Here is an 18,662-nt window from a genome sequence, read left to right as displayed (position 1 = left end):
CACACCAATTCCGAAGTAGCGCACAATGGGTAAATTTGACGGCAGAGTAGCCATCATCACCGCCGGTGGTCGGGGTCACGGTCAGGCGCACGCGGTCGCGCTCGTCTAAGAAGGCGCGGACGTCGTAATCGCAGACCTCGACGGGCAGATCAATGGGATCCCCTACCCCATGAACTCGCCGGGCGACATGGACGAAACCGTCGCTCTGGTGGAGAAATTCGATCAACGATTGCGTCCCGGTCGTCGCCGACGTCCGCGATCTGGTGGTGATGAAGTCCGTTGCGGCAACGGCGATCGGCGAATTCGGTCAGATCGACATCTTGGTCGCCAACGCCGGCGCGTACATCAGCGGCCCGATCGCTGAGAAATCGGCTGAATACTGGGCACTCATCATCGACGCCAACCTCAACGGTGTGTTCAACTCCATTCGTGCCGTTGCGCCGCACATGATCGCTCGGCAGTACGGGCACATCATCGCCAGCTACGCCGCATCCAAATGGGCCGTCATCGGATTGGTGAAGTCGGTAGCCAAAGAACATGGTAGACACCATATTACGGTCAATGCCATCAACCCTGGTTTGGTCGACACCTTGATCGTCCGAAACGACCATATTCGCAGGCTGTACAACCCTGAACTCTGCTCAGCCCACCGACGACGACATTGACCGCAAAATCTACGAAGACAATGTGCACTACATTCCCGGTGTCCCCCGCATTCCACCGGCTGACATCGCCAATGCAGTGTTCTTTCTGGCGACCGACGACGCCCGTTACGTATCCGGCGGGACGCTCGACGTCGGTGCCGGCTTTGCGGCCAACCACACCTGACGCAAAGCGGCTCGAGCCCGAAACGGGTCACGACACCTATTCAGCAGGGTTCGTGCCACCTTCGAGCGTATCGACGCGGCGCCAGACCAGTCTGGCGTTTCGTTGTGCGCCAACCTGGTCAGCGCAAACGGGTAAGGACGTTGCTGGCTTGGGCGCCGTCAACGTATTCGTCGATCTCGGTGATGCGGCCGTTGTCAACAGTGATGAAGATCGCGGCGGGCATAGTCACCGTTGCCCCCGCACGGCTGGTGAAGTGCACGTTGTGACGCTGGATGACGCGGTCCCCCACGATCCGCCGTTCCAACACCGCATAGTTCAAACTGCCCTCTTCGCTGACCTGGCGCAACGTGTCGATGTTCACGTCCCTCGGCTGTGTCGCGCCGCTGAAGTTGTGCCAGATGCGAACATTCGCGTCATAGATTCTGTCCAACGCGTCGAAGTCACCATTCTCGACAGCGCTGAAGTAGTCCGTGACCGTCTGATCGATACTCATTTCCGTCCATCCAGTCGTGCCCAATTACGGTGGGAGACCCTCATTTTGAATCAAGGGCCTCCCACGTGGTGACCGCCGGTCACGCTGCATGCGGTCGGTAGCTATGCGTTGCTTGGCGCAGGGGTGCCTTGAAATGCGGCAAATCGCTGCAGAGCAACGTCGCGGCGTTGTTCGGCAGCGGGACTGTTACGCAACGTATGTCGCATCTCGCCGATACCCTCGATGCGGCTGACTAGGAGCTGGCCCGGTTGCAGAAAGCGCGGGGGGTTGCGGGTCAGACCCACACCCGCCGGGGTCCCGGTGAACACCACATCGCCAGGCAGCAGCGGCAACATCGCCGACAGCTCGGCCAACAACGCCGGGACCGAATAAACCAGATCGGCGGTGCTGCCCTGCTGCACCGTTTCCCCGTCGAGTGTGCAGCTAAGCGTCAGAGCGTCAGGGTCCGCCAGGGAGTCCGGCGTAACCAGGAAAGGACCCGTGGGGCTGAAACCCGGCAGCGACTTCCCAATGCTCATCTGTGGGATCTCACCGCGCATCTGAACCTCGCGGTCCGAGAGATCTTGACCGACCGTCAACCCCGCAACATAATCCCAGCCGCGCTGCGCCGGTACATTGCGCGCCAGCTTTCCGACGACAAAAACCAGCTCCACTTCCCAGTCCACGGCATCCGACGGCAGCTCGATCTCGCCAACCGGACCGGCAAACGACGACACGAACTTCGTGAAAACCATCGGCCATTCGGGTATCGCCATACCGGCTTCGGCCACGTGGCCGCGGTAGTTGGCGCCGACCCCGAAGACCTGCGCCGGCCGCGGCGCCGGAGGACCCAGCTCATCGGCGCTGAATTTCACCGCGGCACCCCGGGCGGTGCTGGCCCATTCGACGAACTCAGACCAATGTTCGTAAACCCGTTGGGGATCCGATGAAAACCGGCCATCGCTGGCATTTTCCACATCGACCGCTCCCTCATCGGTGATGAGGACCAGACGACCCGATAAATTGGCGATCCGCACGAACTACCTACTTTCAACCAGGGACGGGTTCCACCGTTGTGATGCAACGGCGGACCACGATGGGCGATCAATCAGATTCTGCGGGGCAAAGCTTGATCAGCTGCGCATGCCGGACACGGCGGCAAACCTGCCGAGATCATCGGGGATGTCGATCTCGAGTTCGAGGATCGTACATACCCTGCCGATGCCCCAATAGATCCCGCTCAGCTGCAGGACTTCGACGATCTGACGGGCACTGAGGTGGCGCCGCGTGGCCGCAAAGAGCTCATCGCTGATGCGCGGCGCGCGGAAAACTGCCGCCACAAACGCCAGCAGCGCACGCTCACCAGGATCATCGGGGGCGTCGAAGTCGCCCCCTCGGATCCGGTCGCGCAGATCAGTGTCGATCCCGACCGCCTCGAACATCGGAACGTGCTGGGCGAACTCATATTCGCATTCAACGAGGCAGGACACCGCCAGGATCACCAGCTCACGTTGCCGGTCAGTGAGCTCCAACGAGGTGAGAGTGGCCTTCGCCGTTCGCAGGAACGGCCCGATGAGCGACTGGGCCTGCGCAAGTATCTCGGTAATGTTGCTGCGCGGCAGGCCATTTAGCAGATCGGCGATCTCGGTCGGCATCGCGTCGCGTGCCGGGTACGGCAACCGCGCCACCGGCTACACCTTGCTCAGCTTGGCGGCGGCCTCGATCAATGGCGGAACCCAGTCGACGGGTGTGCGGTCGGAACGCTGGGTCCTCATGCCTTGATCGCTGTTTCCGATCCGATCCCACGCTTTGTACCACGCCGTGAACTCGAGCACGACGCCATCAGGATCTTGAACATAGAACGACGCTGCGAACGTGTCGTCGTTGATCTGCCCGAGGTCGCTGAAGGTCAACGACATCTCCGCATCAGCCTTGTGATCGACGAACACCCACTTCAAATCGGTGCTGGAGAACAGATCCCACCACGCCTGGACGTCATCGGGGTGAATGTTGATCGCCACATGGTGCATGCACCCGTCACGGATGTCATGACCCTGCTGACTCGGCTGGGCTGCCTCGTCGTTCCACCAGATGTAGCCCAGCAACGAGTCGTCATTGCCGATGTCGAAGAAGAAGTGTTGACCTCCATCCGATCCCTGCGGCGTCGTCATCGTCTTGGCCAGCGGGATGCCCAGCTTCTCGTAGAACTCCACGGTCTTGGCCATGTCACTGCAATTTATCGCCACATGAGACACACCATTTAGCCGTCGTTTCTTCGCGTTATCCGACATCTACAACCTCCACACTCTTGCACCGGCACAGCACCGGCTGCTTGTCAGGCCCAGTGAACCACCTTATTAATGCATGCGCAAGGGTTGAATTTGCATGCGCGCGCATTCATTTGTAGGGTCTGGAACGACATGGACGAGACGGAGGTCGGGGTGCTTCGAGAAGAAGGTAGATACCGGTTTGTAGGGTCGTTGAGCTCTCCACGACCCGTCACGGTCCATTGGGTCCGACAGTGAGCGCCACGGTGCTCGTAACGGACTACGCCTGGCCCACCATCGACGTCGAGCGACAGGTCCTTGGCAATGTGGATGCCGAACTGTTGGTGGCGAGGACGGGAGATGAGGCCGAGCTGTTGGAGCTCGCTCCTCGGGTCGACGCGATTCTGACCTGCTGGAAGCCGGTCACGGCCGCGGTCCTGAATGCGGCACTGGCGTGTCGAACGGTGGCCAGGTACGGCGTGGGGTTGGACAACATCGACATCGCCGCCGCCACGGAGTTGGGGGTCGTCGTGAGCAACGTGCCGGAGTTCTGCACCGAGGAGGTCGCCGACCATGCGATAGCCCTGGTGCTGTCGCAAGCGCGGCATGTTGCGCGGTTCGCTACCCAGACGGCCGCCGGCGATTGGGACAACCGCGCATGCGGTCCGATGCGCCGGTTGCGCGGACAGGTGCTCGGGCTGGTGGGCTACGGTCGCATCGCGCAGGCGGTCGCCGCCAGGGCCGTAGGGTTCGGTTTCGACGTGCTCGCCTTCAGCCCGTCGCGGAGGTCGTCCGGCCGCACCGACGACGTCCGATTCGCTGCCAACCTCAGCGAGTTGCTGTGTACCTCCGACGTTGTGTCGCTGCACCTTCCGTCGATTCCGACGACCAAAGGTCTAATCGGGGCAGAGGCGCTGGCCGCCATGAAGCCGGGCGCGGTGCTGATCAACACCTCGCGAGGCACGCTCGTCGAGGAGGATGCCTTGGTAGACGCGCTGCGGTCCGGACGGTTGGCCGGCGCGGCGCTCGACGTGTTGGCTGACGAGCCGCCCGACCCGGCTCATCCGCTGCTCGCGATGCCGCAGGTCACCGTGACACCACATGCCGCTTTCTATTCGACCGAGGCCATCACCGAACTTCAGGAGACCGCCGCCTCCAACGTGGCTGCCGTTCTCGCCGGCGAACTGCCGAAGTCGATCGTCAATCCCGAGGTCCTCTCCCGGCCGAACCTGCGGGTTCCAGTCCGGAGCGGACGGTGAGCACAGTGGACGGCAATCCCCCGCCGGGTGCGGTGCTCGTCGGATCCGAAGCCGACGAGATCACGACCCATCTCCGTCGGCGAGGGCTCCTCGATGGAACTCCGGTCACCGTACGACAATTGGCGGGCGGGGTCTCCAACGATGTGCATGCCGTACATGGTGACGGTATCGACGTGGTAGTCAAGCGTGCGCTCGGACGGTTACGAGTCGCCGAGGAATGGCTGGCCGATCCCGATCGGATCCTCACTGAGGCATCGGCGCTTCGCGCGGCGGCCGCCGTTCAGCCGATGTGGGTTCCGCCGGTAATCGATGTCGACGAAAGCGCGCTCGTCCTGGTGATCGGGCACGCTGGCACCGATTGCCACGATTGGAAGGCTGACTTGCTGGACGGTGTGGTCGACCTTCGTGTCGCCAGCCACCTGGGAGAGGTCCTGGCGAAGTGGCACACCACGACGGCAGCAGACCCCGCGATCGCCGACCGATTCGCCGGCACCGAGGCGTTCCGGCAGCTGAGGATCGATCCGTTCTACCGCTGGGTCGGCATACGTCACCCGAACTTGGCCACCGAACTCGATGCGGCGGCCGCGGCTCTGCTCGATCGCGGACTGTGCCTAGTTCATGGCGACTTCTCGCCCAAGAACGTCCTGACCAGCGACACACGCACTTGGGTCATTGATTGGGAAGTGGCCCACTATGGAGACCCGGTCTTCGATGTGGCGTTCATGCTGAGCCACCTGATGTGCAAGTCCCTGTTACGGCCTCGGTTGCATGCGGACTACCAGGCCGCCGCGGAGGTCTTCCTGCGCCGATACCGCGCCGCCGCGGTCGGATTACCTTGGGACGAAGGCCATCTCACGCTGCACTCTGCCTGTCTGCTACTGGCCCGAATGGACGGGAAGTCCCCGGTCGACTATCTCGACGAAACCGCACGGAGCCGGGGCAGGACGATCGCGTCCGCGGCAATTGCTCACCGCGGCATGACCATTGACGAATTCTGGAGGAGCACACAATGACCGGTGTCGGTGAGATCGGCGAGATCTTCGCATGGCAAGCGCTGGACTCGCGGGGCAGCCCGACGGTCGCGGTCGAGGTGACCCTCGGCGGCGGCGCCGTCGGAACCGCGATCGTTCCCTCCGGCGCGTCGACCGGCCGACACGAGGCCCGCGAGCTCCGCGACGGCGGTGACCGCTACGCCGGCCGCGGTGTTCAGCGGGCGGTGGCGAACGCGGCGGGCGAGCTGGCCGCGGCCGTGCGTGGTCTGGACTCCGTCGACCAGGTCTCGGTGGACACGGCACTGCGGAGAGCAGACGGCACGGCCGACCTGTCGCGGCTCGGGGCAAACGCCGTGCTGGCGCTGTCGGTGGCCACGGCCCGCGCCGCTGCCGACATGAGCGGACAACCGTTGTACCGCTTCGTAGACCGCGGGGACGGCGAGCAGTTCCTCCTGCCAATGCCGATGGTGAACATCATCTCCGGTGGCGCTCACGCCGCACGGGCCGTGGACGTGCAGGATTTTCTGGTCGTGCCCGTCGGAGCGGACACGTTCACGTCAGCGATGGAAATCGCATGGCGGATTCGCGCGGCGACGGCGCAGGTCGCGGGGGAGGAAGGGCTCAACGTAGCCCTTGTCGCCGACGAGGGCGGGTTGGGACCGGTCCTGCCATCGAACCGCCACGCGCTCGAGTTGCTCGCCGCCGGCGTCGAGCGCGCAGGCTACCAACTGGGCACCGACGCGGCCTTCGCGATCGATGTCGCCGCCACGCAGTTTCACGACCCCGTCAACAACCGCTACCACCTTGCCGCCGAGGACCGCACGGTCCAAGCTGCGGAGTTGGTAGCCGAATTCGCGAAGTGGTGTGAGGACTTCCCCATCATTTCGATCGAAGACGTTCTGGCCGAGGACGACTGGGGAGGCTGGACGGAAGCGGCGACGGTGCTGGGCAACATCCAGCTGATGGGCGACGACCTGTTCTGCACGAACGTCGCCCGGCTCAACCGAGGCATCGAGGAGAACGCCGCCAATGCGGTGCTCGTCAAGCCCAATCAGGTCGGCACCTTGTCCGACGCACGCGCGGTCGTGGATCTGGCGTCTCGGTCAGGCATGGCCACAGTCTTGTCGGCGCGCTCAGGCGAGACGGAGGATGACTGGTTGGCTGATCTGTCCATCGGCTGGCGCACCGGTCAGATCAAGGTGGGTTCCACCATGCGTTCGGAGCGCACCGCCAAGTGGAACCGCCTGCTCGGAATCGAGGCCCGCCTGGGCGAGGCTGCAGTGTTCGCCGGGACCTCGGGGTTGGCGCCACTGCGGACGGCCACCCCCCGGTCAACGGCTTTACGCGGTATGGGATGAGCCGTCGACGAGCCGGTATCGGACGCTGCTGAAGTGGTGGGCCTGGGCCGCTGCCGACACCGCTGCAGAGTCACCAGATGCCACGGCATCGACCAGACGGGCGTGCACGGCCAGGCGTTCAGTGAGGTACTGCGGCAAGTTGCTGGTCGTGACCACCGTGTCGAGATGGGACGACACGACGTCGAGCAGCGCAAGGTAGGTCGTACGTAGCACCTTGTTCTGGCACAGACCCGCGATGACCCGGTGCAGATCCCAGTCAGCGCGGAAGAAGTCCTCGGGCGAGTCGATCAAGGTGGTCATCCGCGAGACCGCCGCACGTAAGTCCGTCACCGCCGCCGGCGTCACATGCCTGGCGGCGTCGGATAGGACCAACGGTTCCAAGGCGTCGCGCACGACGACGGCGTCGCTGACTGTGACCGCATCCGAGGTGAGCGACAGCACGCTCTGCCCGAAGCTCATCAACTGGTCCAGCCGATCATCGTGTTCGGCCGCCTTCGGGTCGACGGTCGCGGTGACCACCTTGCCCAGCCCTGACGTCACGGCTGTCAGCTCCTTCTTCGACAACCAGTCCCCGAAGTGCCGCTGGACGGCTGCGTGATGCACGGGTGTTGCCCGAAGAAAGACGTCACGACCACGCTCAGTGAGCACGACGTAGACGTTGCGGCGATCATGCGGAATCGGTACGCGCTGCAGCAGGCCCGCAGCCTGCATCTTCGAGACCATGCGGCTGATCCCGCTCTGGCTCAGCCGTAGATACCGCTCCAGGGCGTGCTGGGGAAGTCGGCCGTCCTCCCCGAATTCGTAGACGTGCAGGAGAATCCCGTACCACTCCAACAGCAGGCCGGTCGTCTCTTCGAGTTCGGCAGCGATGCGGGCCTCCACCGCCTCGCTTGCGTCCTGAACGAGCCGCCACGCAGATAACGTGAGCGCATCGAGGTCCAGCTGCGCACCTGTTGTGTCGCGGGACGTCTCGGCCACAAAGTCAATGTATCCCCGAGGAAGGGAAAACACGATCTTGCGCCGGCTACGGGTGTCGGCCCCCACTCAAGCGTTGGCGACCAGGTGTCGGCTTGCGAGCTGCCCCGCGCTGAGGACCTCAACCTCGGGTGACGCCACCGCGCCCGCCAGGAAGTCGCGCACCGCCCCGTACCGCTCCTCGTCGCCGGCAAAGGACACGCCGGGGTGCATGATGAACGTGACGAGGCCGTGGGTATCGATCGCGTGGTCGAGGGTCGCGTTGAACTGCGCGAGAGCTTGGGCAGGGGTGCGTTCACCCTCGGGATGCAGGTAGTAGTGGTACGCATCGATCATGTTCCAGGCGAACGGGATGTTGGTGATGCCCTCCGGCAACCGCCTGACCGCGATCGGTTCCGCCTCCGACTCGTGGTCGATGCTTGCGTCGAAGGAATAGCCCAACTCACGAAGCACCGCAGCCGTTCGGCCGCCTCGATATCCGCCTGGGGCGCGGAATCCGGCCGGCTCGACGCCGGCAAGGCGCAGCGCGGCAGTCCCGTCGAACAGCAGAGCCTCTCTGTGGCCGTCGGAGAGGGACTCCCACTTCTCGTGAGCCCAACCGTGTAGCCCGATCTCGTGTCCCCGCGAAATGACTGAGCGAATCACCTCGGCGTGGTGCAGCCCGTTCCAGCCCTCGACGAAGTACGTCACTGTGATCCCAAGCCTGTCCAACAGGTCCAGCATGTGCGGCACACCCTGGATGCCCGCCTCCTGCGGATCGGGGCGGCTGGCCGCACCCATCGTGATCGCGGCCGCCTGGCCCAGGTTGTCGGCGGTAACACATAGAACGGCTTTAGTCGGCACGTTGGTCACTTCCCTCCGTCGGCGAAGCGCCGTCGAGCGTGTAGGAATTCAAGCCTGCACGGCGGAAACTCAGGACAAAAGCCGGTATTCGCCGACCTCGATCCGCTATTCGCAGCCACGTCACCTCAACAGTGTGCGGGCCATCACGACGCGCTGGATCTCGTTGGTGCCCTCGTAGATTTGCGTCACCTTGGCGTCGCGCATGAAGCGTTCGACCGGAAAGTCCTTGGTGTAACCGGCCCCGCCGAACAACTGCACCGCGTCCGTGGTCACCTGCATCGCGACGTCCGAGGCGAAGCACTTTGACGCAGCCGAGGTGAAGCTCAGCGGCTCCTCGTCCCGATCAGCGCGGGCCGCCGCCGCGTAGACCAACATTCGTGCGGCTTCGATCTTCATGGCCATGTCCGCGAGCATGAACTGTACGCCCTGAAAGTCCCCGATCCGCTGCCGAAATTGCCTGCGCTCCTGGACATATATCAGTGCCGCCTCCATGGCGCCCTGTGCGATGCCGACCGCCTGTGCGCCGATGGTGGGTCGAGTGCGGTCGAGGGTGGCCAACGCGGTGCCAAATCCGGTGCCCGGATCGCCGATGAGCCGTGCGCCCGGGATGCGACAGCGCTCGAAGTACACCTCCGTGGTTGGCGAGCCCTTCAACCCCATCTTGCGTTCCGGTGGGCCGACGCTGAAGCCGGCGTCGTCCTCGTGCACCATGAACGCCGAGATGCCGCGTGCGCCGCTATCGGGATCCGTCACAGCCATCACCGTGTACCACGCCGACCTGCCGCCGTTGGAGATCCAGCACTTGGAGCCATCGAGAACCCATCCGTCACCGTCGGCGCGCGCTCGAGTCCTCATCGCGGCGGCATCGCTTCCTGCCTCACGCTCGGAGAGGGCATACGAGGCCATCGCCTCACCCGAGGCTATCGCCGGCAATACCTCGTCCTTGAGCTCCTCCGAGCCCCGCATGATCAAACCGGTGGTTCCAAGCTTGTTGCAGGTGGCAATCATTGACGAGGATGCGCACACCCGTGCGAGCTCCTCGACGACGATGCAGCTGGCGACGAGGTCCCCGTCTTGACCGCCGTACTTCTCCGGGATGTGGACGGCGGCCAGACCCGCGTTGATGAGCGCAGAGAGCGCCTCATCGGGATAGCGCGCTTGCTCGTCGACGTCGGCGGCGTGTGGGGCGACGTGCTTCTCGCACAGCTCGCGCACCACGGCACGGAGTTGTTGGTGTTCGTCGGGCAGTGCGAACATGCCGAACCCGGTCATCGCCGATCTCCCGTCAGTTCGAGGAAAGCGCGCAGCTCCGAGGGTATTTCGACCGGCCGCCGCCTGAGACGGTCGATATAGACATGGACCCACCGCGCCTCGGCGGCCAGATGCCGAGGTTGACCATCGGGTCCCGCTGCACCAAAGAGGGCGGCATGATAGGTGACACTCGTGCGTCCGATGGAGTCGACGCGCAATCCGACGGTGAGTGCCTCCGGAAAGCGCACCTCGCGGTGGTAGTCACATTCGTAATGCGCAACGACGCCGATGATTCCCGCGCGCTCGGGTTCGTAGCCGGCTTCCTGGACCAGCCAGCCGTTGATCGCGGTGTCGAACAACTGGCCATAGACCGAGGCAGTCATGTGCCCGAAAAGATCGATGTCCGCCCATCGGGTCGATACGCTGCGCGTTACGACGAAGTCCGCCACATCGGATCTATGCGTGCCGGTGTTGCCGTGTGTCATCCATCCAGCCTTCAGCTGTTCGACCACACGGGCGGACGCTTCTCTGCGAAGGCCTTGGCACCCTCGCGCGCGTCCGCGCTGTTGAAGACTCGACCCATGGCGTCCTGATTGAGCGCCCACACCGGCGGATCCCACGTCGAACTATGGGCGGCCTTGTGCAGCAGGGTCTTCGACTCACGCACTGCAATCGGCGCGTTCTTCGCAATGGTCTCGGCAACGTCGAGCGCGGCATCGAGCGCGGTGCCCGCCGCGACGATCTGATTGATCAAGCCCAGACCGTGCGCTTCTGCCGCGGTGATCGGCTTGCCTGTCAGTACCATCTCGGCCGCGATTTTGAACGGAATCTGCGTCTGCAGCCGCAGTACGCCGCCGGCTGCCGCGAACAGCCCACGGGTGACCTCGGGCAATCCAAGCTTGGCGTTCTCGTCGACCACCGCGAGGTCGCTGGCGAGCACGAGTTCTGTTCCCCCGCCCAACGCAAAGCCGTTGACCGCTGCGATGGTCGGCTTTTCGATCCAATGGCGCGTGTAGCCGGCGAAACCCCACTCGGGATGCCCTGGCGCGTCGAGCGACTCGCCCGAAGCAAGGGCTTTGAGGTCCGCTCCGGCGCAGAAGGCACGGCCGGTTCCGGTCAACACCACGACGCGAACCTCGTCGTCGGCAGCGGCTTGCTCGATCAACTCCCCCACGGCCGTCGACAATGCGGCGTTGACTGAGTTCAACGCTGCGGGGCGGTTCAACCGAATGATCGCCACGCCGCCGCGGCGCTCCCCCACCGCGGCGGGTTCCGTCGCTTCGGACAGATGGATGTTGGAGGGCTGGCCGCTCATCTCGGTGCCATCCGCAGAGCGCCGTCCAGCCTTATGGTTTCACCGTTGAGGTAGTCCTGCTCGACGATACTGACCGCGAGCGCTCCGAATTCGGCTGCGCTGGCAAGACGTTTGGGAAACGGCACCGATTCGCCGAGGGCCGTGCGGAATTCATCGGTGACGGTGGCCAGCATTGGGGTATCGACGATGCCGGGTGCGATCGTATTGACCCGGATGCCGTACTGGGCGAGATCGCGGGCGGCCGGTAGCGTGATCGCATGCACGCCGCCCTTCGACGCGGCGTACGCCACCTGCCCGATCTGTCCCTCGAACGCCGCTACCGAAGCGGTGTTGATCACCACGCCCCGCTGACCGGCGTCGTCGACCGGCTCGCTGCCGGCCATCGCCGCGGCGGCCAGCCGCAGAACATTGAACGTGCCAAGGAGATTGACGCGCAGCACGGTGGCGAACAGCTCGATGTCATGTGGCCCCCTGCGGCTCAAGACCCGGGATGACGGACCGATCCCGGCGCAGTTCACCACGACACGTAGAGGCGCGCCTCCGCGCCCGATCTCAGCGAGTGCAGCGCTGACGTCGGCGGTATCGGTAACGTCCGCCTCCAGCAGTGCCGCGCGTCGATCGACGTCCTGCGCCTTCTTGACCGCGTCGGGCAGATCCAGGCCGAACACGATTGCGCCGCGCTCAGCCAAGGCCGCCGCCGTGGCGGCACCCAGCCCCGACGCCCCTCCCGTGACGAGCGCCGCAACACCTTTGATTTCCATTGGTTCTCCTTGATCTTCGGTCTTAATCCCGTACACGCACGACGAGTGCACCGGCCGTGTCTCCGGCCGCGCAGCCCGTGAACAGGCCCACACCACCGCCGCGGTTGGTGAGTTCGGTGACGAGTTCAGCGAGTGCGCGCGTCCCGGTAGGCGCCTGCGGATGCCCCCAGATCAGGCTGCATCCATAGTTATTCATCGCAGCGAGGTCACGCCCGGTGCGCCGGGCGAACACGACATCGTTGACGGCGAACGGGTTGTGGGTGGTCACCGCGTCGACCTCGTCCATGGTCAGGCCGGCGTCTGCGAGCGCTGCCATGGCCGCCGGCACGGGCGCTTCGGGCATGCGGCTGCGCGCTACTCGCGCAAACCCGGACGCGAGGATCTCGACCACGCCGCCACCGGATATCTCGCGAGCGCGTTCGGTGGTCGTCACGAGCGCCCCGGCGGCGCCGTCGGCGGGATGTGTCTGTGTCGCACCTGTGTGAAGCCCGTCTTTGGTGGCGGCAGGTAGTGATCGAATCTTCTGGGCGTCGATGGGTCGGATGCCTTCGTCCTGCTCAACGGTGACAGTTCGCCGACCCTGTCCCACTTCGACCGGCACCATGTAGGCGCGCTGGAATGCACGATCGCCGGCGAGCGCGCGCTCGTACTGCTCGTAGCGCAGTGCCGCCACGTCATCGAGTTCCTGCCTGCTGACTCGCTGCTCGGCGGCGACGATCTCGGCCGCAGCCATCATCGAAGTTCCGGCCCAGGGGTCGCGGGCGAAATTCTCCTGGACCACGTTCTCGACCACGGGCGATCCACCGGGCGTCGATGACGATGGGTAAATCAGGTTGGGCCCGTTGCTGGTTCGATCGGTGGTGACCACCAGCGACACACCGCCGCTGCCGGCAACGGTGGCGGCGGCGGCATGTAGGGCCGCCACCCCGGTAGCGCAGGCCCGAGCGATCATCGGCCCGGCCACATCCGGCATCCCCATCTGTGCGGCAAGTGTCGGCGGACCGAAGAACGACCCCGGCTGCGGAATCGTGATGCCCAACACGAGTTCGTCGATCATCTCCACGTCGATGGACCGCTGCGATAGTGCCCGCGTAGTCACAGCCGCGGCGACATCGAGGCTCGAGGAGTCCGCAAGTGCGCCCTGCCAGCGCACGAATGGCGAGGACCATATCGCGCCGGTAGGCAGTGAGACGTTTTCATACTTCATGCGTTCTCCTCGGTGTCGGGCTCGTTACTCATCTGTTCGGCGGCCGCCGCCACTGCGTCGACGATTCCCACGTAACCCGTACAGCGACAGATGTTGCCCGACAGCTGCTTACGGATACACTCCCGGTCGGGACTCGGGTCACGGTGCAACAGGTCCAGCGCCGACATCAGCATGCCCGGTGTGCAGAATCCACACTGGAGACCGTGGTGGTCGCAGAAGGCTTCCTGCAGCGGATGAAGCGTGCCGTCATCGGCGGCCATGCCCTCGACTGTGGTTACCGAGCTTCCGTCAGCCTGCACGGCAAGCATCAGGCATGCGCGCACCGGGTCGCCGTCGACCAGCACAGTGCACGCCCCGCACACCCCATGTTCGCAACCAACATGGGTGCCGGTGAGACCCAGATCCTCCCGCAGCGCGTCGGCAAGCGTTCGACGGGGTTCGACGTCGATGCCGTGCCGTTCACCGTTGACCGAGAATTCGGTCTTCATGCCGCCACCTGTCTTCCGCTCTGGCGCACGGCCCGCCGGGTGAACTCCCGTGTCATCGCTCGCCGATATTCGGCCGACGCGTGAATGTCGCTGGACGGGTCAATCGCCGCAGCCGCCGCATCCGCAATCTGCTCGGCCGGCGCACCTGCGTTGAGTAGCTGTTCCGCCTCCCCCGGACGCACCGGAACACCGGCCACCCCGCCGATCGCCAGTCGCCAGATCCCCCCGACCTCGGCGGCGACGACGGTGACAAGGCCGAAATCGCCATGGCGGCGGGCCAATTCGGAGAATCCCCAGCGGGACGGCCGCGGCATGTCGACGGCTGTGATCATCTCGTCGTCCGCCAGGACGGTCTCGAGTGCACCGGTGAAGAAGTTTGCGGCCCCGACGACGCGGTCGCCGCCGACGCCTGAGATGTGGATCTTCGCCTCCAGGGCGGCGGCCACTGCCGGTAACTCGGCGGCCGGATCGGCGTGCGCGATGCTGCCTCCAGTTGTACCCCGCGACCGGATGGCGGTATGCCCGATCCAGCCAGCCGCCTCGGCCAGCAACGGGTGGTCGGTCTGTTCGGCCAGCATGCAGTGGCGCACCAGCCCGCCCAACCGAACCCCGCCGTCCAGTGGCGTGATCGAGGACAGCCCTGGAATGCGGTTGATGTCGATCAGCACCCGCGGCCGGGCCATGCGCAACGCGAGAACGGGCACGAGGCTCTGTCCGCCGGCAAGCAGCTTGGCGTCGCCCCCGGCGTCGACCAGCGCGCGCACCGCTTCGGCGACACTGCCGGGCCTGAGGTAGTCGAACGGGGCAGGTTTCATCGTCAGCGTCCTCGGAACTGCGGTGCGCGTTTTTCGGCGCGGGCTCGCGTGGCCTCGGCGAGGTCCTCACTGCGCCAGCATCCGTCGAACGCGACGTCGAGCGCGGGCTCCCAGTGGTCGGGTTCGAAGAGCTTGTCCAACGCCTTCTTCGAGTACCGCAGGGAAAGGGGTGCGTATCCGGTGATCTCACTCGCCCAGCGCAACGCGGCCGCAAAGTCGCCGATGCGGTCGACGAGTCCGCGTTCCAATGCGCGTTCGACGTCGAACCGCGCAGCGCCGAGCAGCATCGCGCGAGCGGTCGCGCCGCCGGCAAGGACGGCGAGTCGCCGCACCGTCCATGGGTCCACGGCCAACCCGTTGCGTGCCGTGGGCACCGCGAAAGCGGCTGAGGCATCGCCGACTCTGAGGTCGCAAGCAATGGCGAGCTGAGTCCCTGCGCCTATAGCGGGCCCATTGACGGCTGCGATGACAGGGATCGGCAATCCGGCGATGGTGTGCAGCATGCCGTACAGCGCCGCGCGGAATCCGTCGTCGTAGACGCCGCCGAGATCCGCGCCCGCGCAAAAGCTGCTGCCGCGACCGGTGATCACCAACGCCCGTGGGCCGTTGGCGGCGAGCGTCTCGACCGCGTCCCGTAGAGCGTCGCAGTGCTCGACGTCGAGCGCGTTGCGTCGCTCGTGCCGATCGATGCGGATGATCCCAACGGCAGCGTGTCGGTCCGTGGTGATCACCGCAATGCCTCCCAGACCGCCGCCGGCGTCAGCGGCAGCCGGGTTATCTGCACACCCAGTGCGTCGCCGATCGCGCCGGCGAGGACCGCGTTCGGTCCAAGAGTGCCGCCCTCTCCGACGCCACGCACGCCAAGCGGATTGTCCGCGGCTTTCGACAAGTGGTCGATGATCAGATCGGGCACCTCCGCGCTGGTGGGCATGAGGTAATCCATCAGGGTGCCCGTGGACAGATTTCCGGCCTCGTCGTAGATCAAGTGCTCATACAGCGCACCGCCGAGGCCTTGGGCGATCGATCCTGCGATCTGGCCGTCGACCACCTGTGGGTTGATGACCCTGCCGGCGTCTTCCACGCAAACCCACTTGAGGATCGTCAATTGCCCTGTAGCGCAGTCTACTTCGACGACAGCGGCTTGTGCGCCCGCGGAGAACGCACCCAGGATGGGATCGAAGAACTCGGTGGCTTCCAAACCCGGTTCGATGCCTTCGGGCAGTCGGTGGGACTCCAGATAGGCGATGCGGCCGAGTTCTGCCAGTGCGCCCAGCGGCTTCTCCTCGCCGCGGGCATGGATCTGCCCGGCGCTGATGGTGAGTTTCTCGACGTCGGATTCGTAGAGTGAGGCCGCGAGCCGCAGTATCTTGTCCCGCACGGCCGAGCCGGCACGGTGCGCGGCACCGCCGCCGATAACCGCCTGCCGCGAGGAGAACGCGCCAAAGCCCCAAAGGGATTCGTTGGTGTCACCGATGCGGACATCCACGTCGTCGTACGGCAGGCCGACCGCGTCAGCCACCACCTGAGCAATGGTCGTCTCCAGCCCCTGGCCCTGCGACGTCACGCCGGACAGCACGGTGGCCCGGCCGTCCGGATTGACCCGTACCGTGCATGCGTCGTGACCCGTGCGGAATGGCATGCGTGGGCCGGCGGCGGCGGCACGGCCGAGACCCGTCAGCTCGTTGTAGCATGCGACTCCCAGTCCGATCGGGTTCTCACCGGCGGTGCGCCGACGCCGCTGCTCGTCGAGGAAGTCGTCGTAACCGATTGCCGCCACGGCTCTTTCGAGACATTCGCCGTACCAGCCGGAGTCGTCGACCAGGCGCGACGGCATTCGGTACGGGATCTCGGCGCGCGTGATCAGGTTGCGGCGCCGAATGTCCAAACCCGTCATTCCGAGTTCTCGGGCGGCGGCGTCCAGTACCGATTCCATCGCGAACACACTGGCCGGCCGGGCGACTCCGCGGTATGGCCCCGACGGCGAGGTGTTGGTCGCGACGCCACGCACCGTGCACCGGTAGTGGCGAAGCCGGTAGGGCCCCGACAGCAGGCCTCCCGCCATGAGCGGTTCGATGCCTGCGGTCCACGGATACACGGAGTAGGCGCCGACGTTGCACGTCACCTCGGCGTCGAGGGCCAAGAGATCGCCGTCAACGCCGAATCCGGCCCTGATGCGATACCGGTGGTCACGGGCGTGGGTGGCCGCGAGCAGGTGTTCGGCTCGGTCTTCCACCCACTTGATCGGAGTCCCACGCATCGCGCGCGCTATCAGGCACAGGGCGACGTCCTCGGGATAGAGCACCGCCTTGGTGCCGAATCCGCCTCCGACGTCGGGTGCGATCACACGAATGTTCCCCTCGGGCAAGCCGAGAAGCTCCGCGAGCATGTTCCGCACGATGTGTGGTACTTGCGTTCCAGACCAGAAGGTGAGCTTGTCCTCGCCTGCATCCCACAACGCGACGCCTGCGCGGCATTCCATCGGGTTGCCGGCGTGCCGGTTGGTGACGAGCTCCTTCTCGATCACCACGTATGCGCCGTCCAGGGTCGCCGAAACGTCGCCAGTGTCGAAAGTCCGCTCCAGCAACACGTTGTCGGGGGCTTCGTCGTGCACCGGTACGGCTGGCGCCGCCCACGCCGTGACCGTCGCCGGAAGTGGTTCGTAGTCCATGTCGATGCGCTCGAGGGCATCCTCGGCCAGATAGCGGTCGTCGGCAACCACGGCTGCTACCGCCTCCCCGGAGAACCGCACCTTGTGACGGGCCAGAATCGGCTGCTCGGTCTCGACATACGAGGGCAGGGCCGACTGCGCGCGCAGCGCGAGCGGCGCGAAGTCCTCGCCGACGAATACACCGTGCACTCCGGGCATCGTCAGCACCACAGAGGTATCGACGCCGGTGATCCGCGCATGCCCGTAGGGACTGCGCATGAAGGCGACGTGACGCATGCGTGGCAGCTGGAGGTCTGAGACGTACCGACCGTGGCCGGTGATGAGCCGGGCGTCTTCCTTGCGGCGTACTGCCCGGCCCATCGCCGCCACGGTTCCGACTTCTTGGACGTCGTCTGCTGTCATGGCATTGCGTAGCCGCCGTTGACCGAGACCACCTGGCCGGTGGTCCAGGACGACAGCGGCGAGGCCAGTAGCAGGATCGTCGGGGTGATGTCCTCGGGTCGACCCAGCCGTCGCAGCGGGTAGGCCGAGAGGATGCGCTTCATCTTCTCGTCGTCGGCGCTGCCGGTGTGCGCGTCCAGGCTGTTGGTCTGGACGAGCGCGATGGACACGGCGTTGGCGCGAATCTTGTAACGGGCGAGCTCTTTTGCCAGCGACTTGGTCAGCCCGACAGTCGTCGAACGTGTGGTCGCGGTGACGAGGAGCCGGGATTCACCGACGCGGCCGGAGTCGCCCATCAGGCTGACGATCGAGCCGCCGCCATTGTCGACCATCTGCCTGGCCACCGCCTGGGTGATGCGCAGTGTCCCGGCGACGGTTACGCCGATCTGCGGCGCCCAGTCTTCCTCGGTGGTCTCCAGGAACGGCTTGCTCTGGGTAGCGGCGGCGTTGTTGATCAAGATGTCGGCCGGACCGAGTTGAGCCTTGACGTCCTCGACGACGGCCGCGACGGCGGCGTGGTCCTGCAGGTTCGCGCCCACCGCTATTGCATTCACGCCGAGCTTCGCGGCTTCCTTGGCCGCGTCCTGCGCACCCTCCGCCGACGAGTTGTAATGAAAGGCGACGTTGGCACCTTCATGCGCGAACGCCATGCCGATGGCCCGACCGAGCCCCTGGCCGGCACCCGTGACGAGCACGTTCTTGTCGGTGAGTTTGAGGTCCAT

General features: G+C 65.2%; 21 protein-coding genes. 5 read left to right on the top strand and 16 right to left on the bottom strand.

Features of this window, described 5'->3' with window-relative positions:
• Window positions 1-221 precede the first annotated feature (221 nt).
• Together N536_RS42740 and N536_RS42735 are read left to right on the top strand one after the other, a co-directional pair.
• Window positions 222-665: an SDR family NAD(P)-dependent oxidoreductase gene (locus N536_RS42740; RefSeq protein WP_255358535.1), complete on the top strand. Its 444-nt coding sequence runs from the start codon at window positions 222-224 to the stop codon at window positions 663-665.
• A 22-nt stretch (window positions 666-687) separates the two neighbouring features.
• A complete protein-coding gene (locus N536_RS42735) occupies window positions 688-828 on the top strand; it encodes a hypothetical protein (protein ID WP_197040309.1) in 141 nt (46 codons plus the stop codon).
• Between the two features lie 118 nt (window positions 829-946).
• Here the strand turns inward: N536_RS42735 and N536_RS0135105 are convergent, their stop codons facing one another.
• The 4 genes from N536_RS0135105 to N536_RS40405 all read right to left on the bottom strand — a co-directional run bounded on the left by N536_RS0135105 (window position 947) and on the right by N536_RS40405 (window position 3,591).
• Entirely contained in the window at window positions 947-1,345 is a 399-nt protein-coding gene (locus tag N536_RS0135105; protein WP_155948874.1) for a nuclear transport factor 2 family protein, read from the bottom strand.
• A 77-nt stretch (window positions 1,346-1,422) separates the two neighbouring features.
• Window positions 1,423-2,337 (bottom strand): fumarylacetoacetate hydrolase family protein, encoded by a 915-nt coding sequence (locus N536_RS40410; RefSeq protein WP_064751618.1) that lies wholly within the window; start codon window positions 2,335-2,337, stop codon window positions 1,423-1,425.
• Between the two features lie 96 nt (window positions 2,338-2,433).
• Entirely contained in the window at window positions 2,434-2,988 is a 555-nt protein-coding gene (locus N536_RS0135095) for a carboxymuconolactone decarboxylase family protein (RefSeq protein ID WP_029117885.1), read from the bottom strand.
• Between the two features lie 3 nt (window positions 2,989-2,991).
• Complete coding sequence (locus N536_RS40405) at window positions 2,992-3,591, bottom strand: VOC family protein (RefSeq protein WP_081809515.1); 600 nt, start codon at window positions 3,589-3,591, stop codon at window positions 2,992-2,994.
• A 230-nt stretch (window positions 3,592-3,821) separates the two neighbouring features.
• Between N536_RS40405 and N536_RS0135085 the strand changes: the two genes are divergently transcribed.
• The 3 genes from N536_RS0135085 to eno are packed head-to-tail and all read left to right on the top strand — an operon-like array spanning window position 3,822 to window position 7,176.
• Window positions 3,822-4,826 (top strand): C-terminal binding protein, encoded by a 1,005-nt coding sequence (locus N536_RS0135085; RefSeq protein WP_036438754.1) that lies wholly within the window; start codon window positions 3,822-3,824, stop codon window positions 4,824-4,826.
• On the top strand, window positions 4,823-5,839 hold the full coding sequence (locus tag N536_RS0135080) for a phosphotransferase family protein (protein WP_029117883.1): 1,017 nt from the start codon (window positions 4,823-4,825) through the stop codon (window positions 5,837-5,839). The genes N536_RS0135085 and N536_RS0135080 overlap by 4 nt, the downstream gene beginning before the upstream one ends.
• Window positions 5,836-7,176 (top strand): phosphopyruvate hydratase, encoded by a 1,341-nt coding sequence (eno, locus tag N536_RS40400; protein WP_051575000.1) that lies wholly within the window; start codon window positions 5,836-5,838, stop codon window positions 7,174-7,176. The genes N536_RS0135080 and eno overlap by 4 nt, the downstream gene beginning before the upstream one ends.
• Here the strand turns inward: eno and N536_RS41035 are convergent.
• From N536_RS41035 to N536_RS0135015, 12 genes are all read right to left on the bottom strand, one after another.
• Window positions 7,159-8,154: an FCD domain-containing protein gene (locus N536_RS41035; RefSeq protein ID WP_051574999.1), complete on the bottom strand. Its 996-nt coding sequence runs from the start codon at window positions 8,152-8,154 to the stop codon at window positions 7,159-7,161. The two genes, eno and N536_RS41035, sit on opposite strands and share 18 nt — an antisense overlap.
• 66 nt (window positions 8,155-8,220) lie before the next feature.
• Window positions 8,221-8,994 carry a polysaccharide deacetylase family protein gene (locus tag N536_RS0135065; RefSeq protein ID WP_155948873.1) on the bottom strand — a complete coding sequence of 258 codons (774 nt, stop codon included), beginning with the start codon at window positions 8,992-8,994 and terminating at the stop codon, window positions 8,221-8,223.
• A gap of 120 nt (window positions 8,995-9,114) precedes the next feature.
• Window positions 9,115-10,266 carry an acyl-CoA dehydrogenase family protein gene (locus N536_RS0135060; protein ID WP_029117881.1) on the bottom strand — a complete coding sequence of 384 codons (1,152 nt, stop codon included), beginning with the start codon at window positions 10,264-10,266 and terminating at the stop codon, window positions 9,115-9,117.
• Window positions 10,263-10,730 (bottom strand): thioesterase family protein, encoded by a 468-nt coding sequence (locus N536_RS0135055; RefSeq protein ID WP_051575007.1) that lies wholly within the window; start codon window positions 10,728-10,730, stop codon window positions 10,263-10,265. Before N536_RS0135055 ends, N536_RS0135060 begins: the two co-directional genes overlap by 4 nt.
• Window positions 10,731-10,741: 11 nt before the next feature.
• Window positions 10,742-11,560, bottom strand: coding sequence for a crotonase/enoyl-CoA hydratase family protein (locus N536_RS0135050; RefSeq protein WP_036438751.1), 819 nt, complete (start codon window positions 11,558-11,560; stop codon window positions 10,742-10,744).
• Window positions 11,557-12,321 carry an SDR family NAD(P)-dependent oxidoreductase gene (locus N536_RS0135045; protein WP_029117878.1) on the bottom strand — a complete coding sequence of 255 codons (765 nt, stop codon included), beginning with the start codon at window positions 12,319-12,321 and terminating at the stop codon, window positions 11,557-11,559. Before N536_RS0135045 ends, N536_RS0135050 begins: the two co-directional genes overlap by 4 nt.
• Window positions 12,322-12,343: 22 nt before the next feature.
• The gene (locus N536_RS0135040) at window positions 12,344-13,528 is read right to left on the bottom strand and encodes a thiolase family protein (RefSeq protein WP_029117877.1); all 1,185 of its coding nucleotides are present in this window, start codon (window positions 13,526-13,528) and stop codon (window positions 12,344-12,346) included.
• Window positions 13,525-14,016, bottom strand: a complete 492-nt coding sequence (locus N536_RS0135035; RefSeq protein ID WP_029117876.1) for a (2Fe-2S)-binding protein — start codon at window positions 14,014-14,016, stop codon at window positions 13,525-13,527. The genes N536_RS0135040 and N536_RS0135035 overlap by 4 nt, the downstream gene beginning before the upstream one ends.
• On the bottom strand, window positions 14,013-14,831 hold the full coding sequence (locus N536_RS0135030) for a xanthine dehydrogenase family protein subunit M (protein ID WP_029117875.1): 819 nt from the start codon (window positions 14,829-14,831) through the stop codon (window positions 14,013-14,015). Before N536_RS0135030 ends, N536_RS0135035 begins: the two co-directional genes overlap by 4 nt.
• Before the next feature lie 2 nt (window positions 14,832-14,833).
• Complete coding sequence (locus tag N536_RS0135025) at window positions 14,834-15,562, bottom strand: enoyl-CoA hydratase (RefSeq protein ID WP_029117874.1); 729 nt, start codon at window positions 15,560-15,562, stop codon at window positions 14,834-14,836.
• Complete coding sequence (locus tag N536_RS0135020; protein ID WP_029117873.1) at window positions 15,559-17,901, bottom strand: xanthine dehydrogenase family protein molybdopterin-binding subunit; 2,343 nt, start codon at window positions 17,899-17,901, stop codon at window positions 15,559-15,561. Before N536_RS0135020 ends, N536_RS0135025 begins: the two co-directional genes overlap by 4 nt.
• Window positions 17,898-18,662, bottom strand: coding sequence for an SDR family NAD(P)-dependent oxidoreductase (locus N536_RS0135015; protein ID WP_029117872.1), 765 nt, complete (start codon window positions 18,660-18,662; stop codon window positions 17,898-17,900). Before N536_RS0135015 ends, N536_RS0135020 begins: the two co-directional genes overlap by 4 nt.

This window comes from Mycobacterium sp. URHB0044 (genome assembly GCF_000620625.1).
Lineage (GTDB): Bacteria > Actinomycetota > Actinomycetes > Mycobacteriales > Mycobacteriaceae > Mycobacterium.
Note: the sequence above shows the minus strand (reverse complement) of the source record. Positions and strands in the feature narration are given on the sequence as shown.

Excerpts from the sequence above, each read along its gene's own strand:
- N536_RS0135050 (WP_036438751.1), bottom strand. The coding sequence starts at position 11,560 with ATGAGCGGCCAGCCCTCCAACATCCATCTGTCCGAAGCGACGGAACCC.
- N536_RS0135030 (WP_029117875.1), bottom strand. The coding sequence starts at position 14,831 with ATGAAACCTGCCCCGTTCGACTACCTCAGGCCCGGCAGTGTCGCCGAA.
- N536_RS0135040 (WP_029117877.1), bottom strand. The coding sequence starts at position 13,528 with ATGAAGTATGAAAACGTCTCACTGCCTACCGGCGCGATATGGTCCTCG.
- N536_RS40405 (WP_081809515.1), bottom strand. The coding sequence starts at position 3,591 with ATGTCGGATAACGCGAAGAAACGACGGCTAAATGGTGTGTCTCATGTG.
- N536_RS0135015 (WP_029117872.1), bottom strand. The coding sequence starts at position 18,662 with ATGGACCTCAAACTCACCGACAAGAACGTGCTCGTCACGGGTGCCGGC.
- N536_RS0135055 (WP_051575007.1), bottom strand. The coding sequence starts at position 10,730 with ATGACACACGGCAACACCGGCACGCATAGATCCGATGTGGCGGACTTC.
- N536_RS0135020 (WP_029117873.1), bottom strand. The coding sequence starts at position 17,901 with ATGACAGCAGACGACGTCCAAGAAGTCGGAACCGTGGCGGCGATGGGC.
- eno (WP_051575000.1), top strand. The coding sequence starts at position 5,836 with ATGACCGGTGTCGGTGAGATCGGCGAGATCTTCGCATGGCAAGCGCTG.
- N536_RS0135035 (WP_029117876.1), bottom strand. The coding sequence starts at position 14,016 with ATGAAGACCGAATTCTCGGTCAACGGTGAACGGCACGGCATCGACGTC.
- N536_RS0135060 (WP_029117881.1), bottom strand. The coding sequence starts at position 10,266 with ATGACCGGGTTCGGCATGTTCGCACTGCCCGACGAACACCAACAACTC.
- N536_RS0135045 (WP_029117878.1), bottom strand. The coding sequence starts at position 12,321 with ATGGAAATCAAAGGTGTTGCGGCGCTCGTCACGGGAGGGGCGTCGGGG.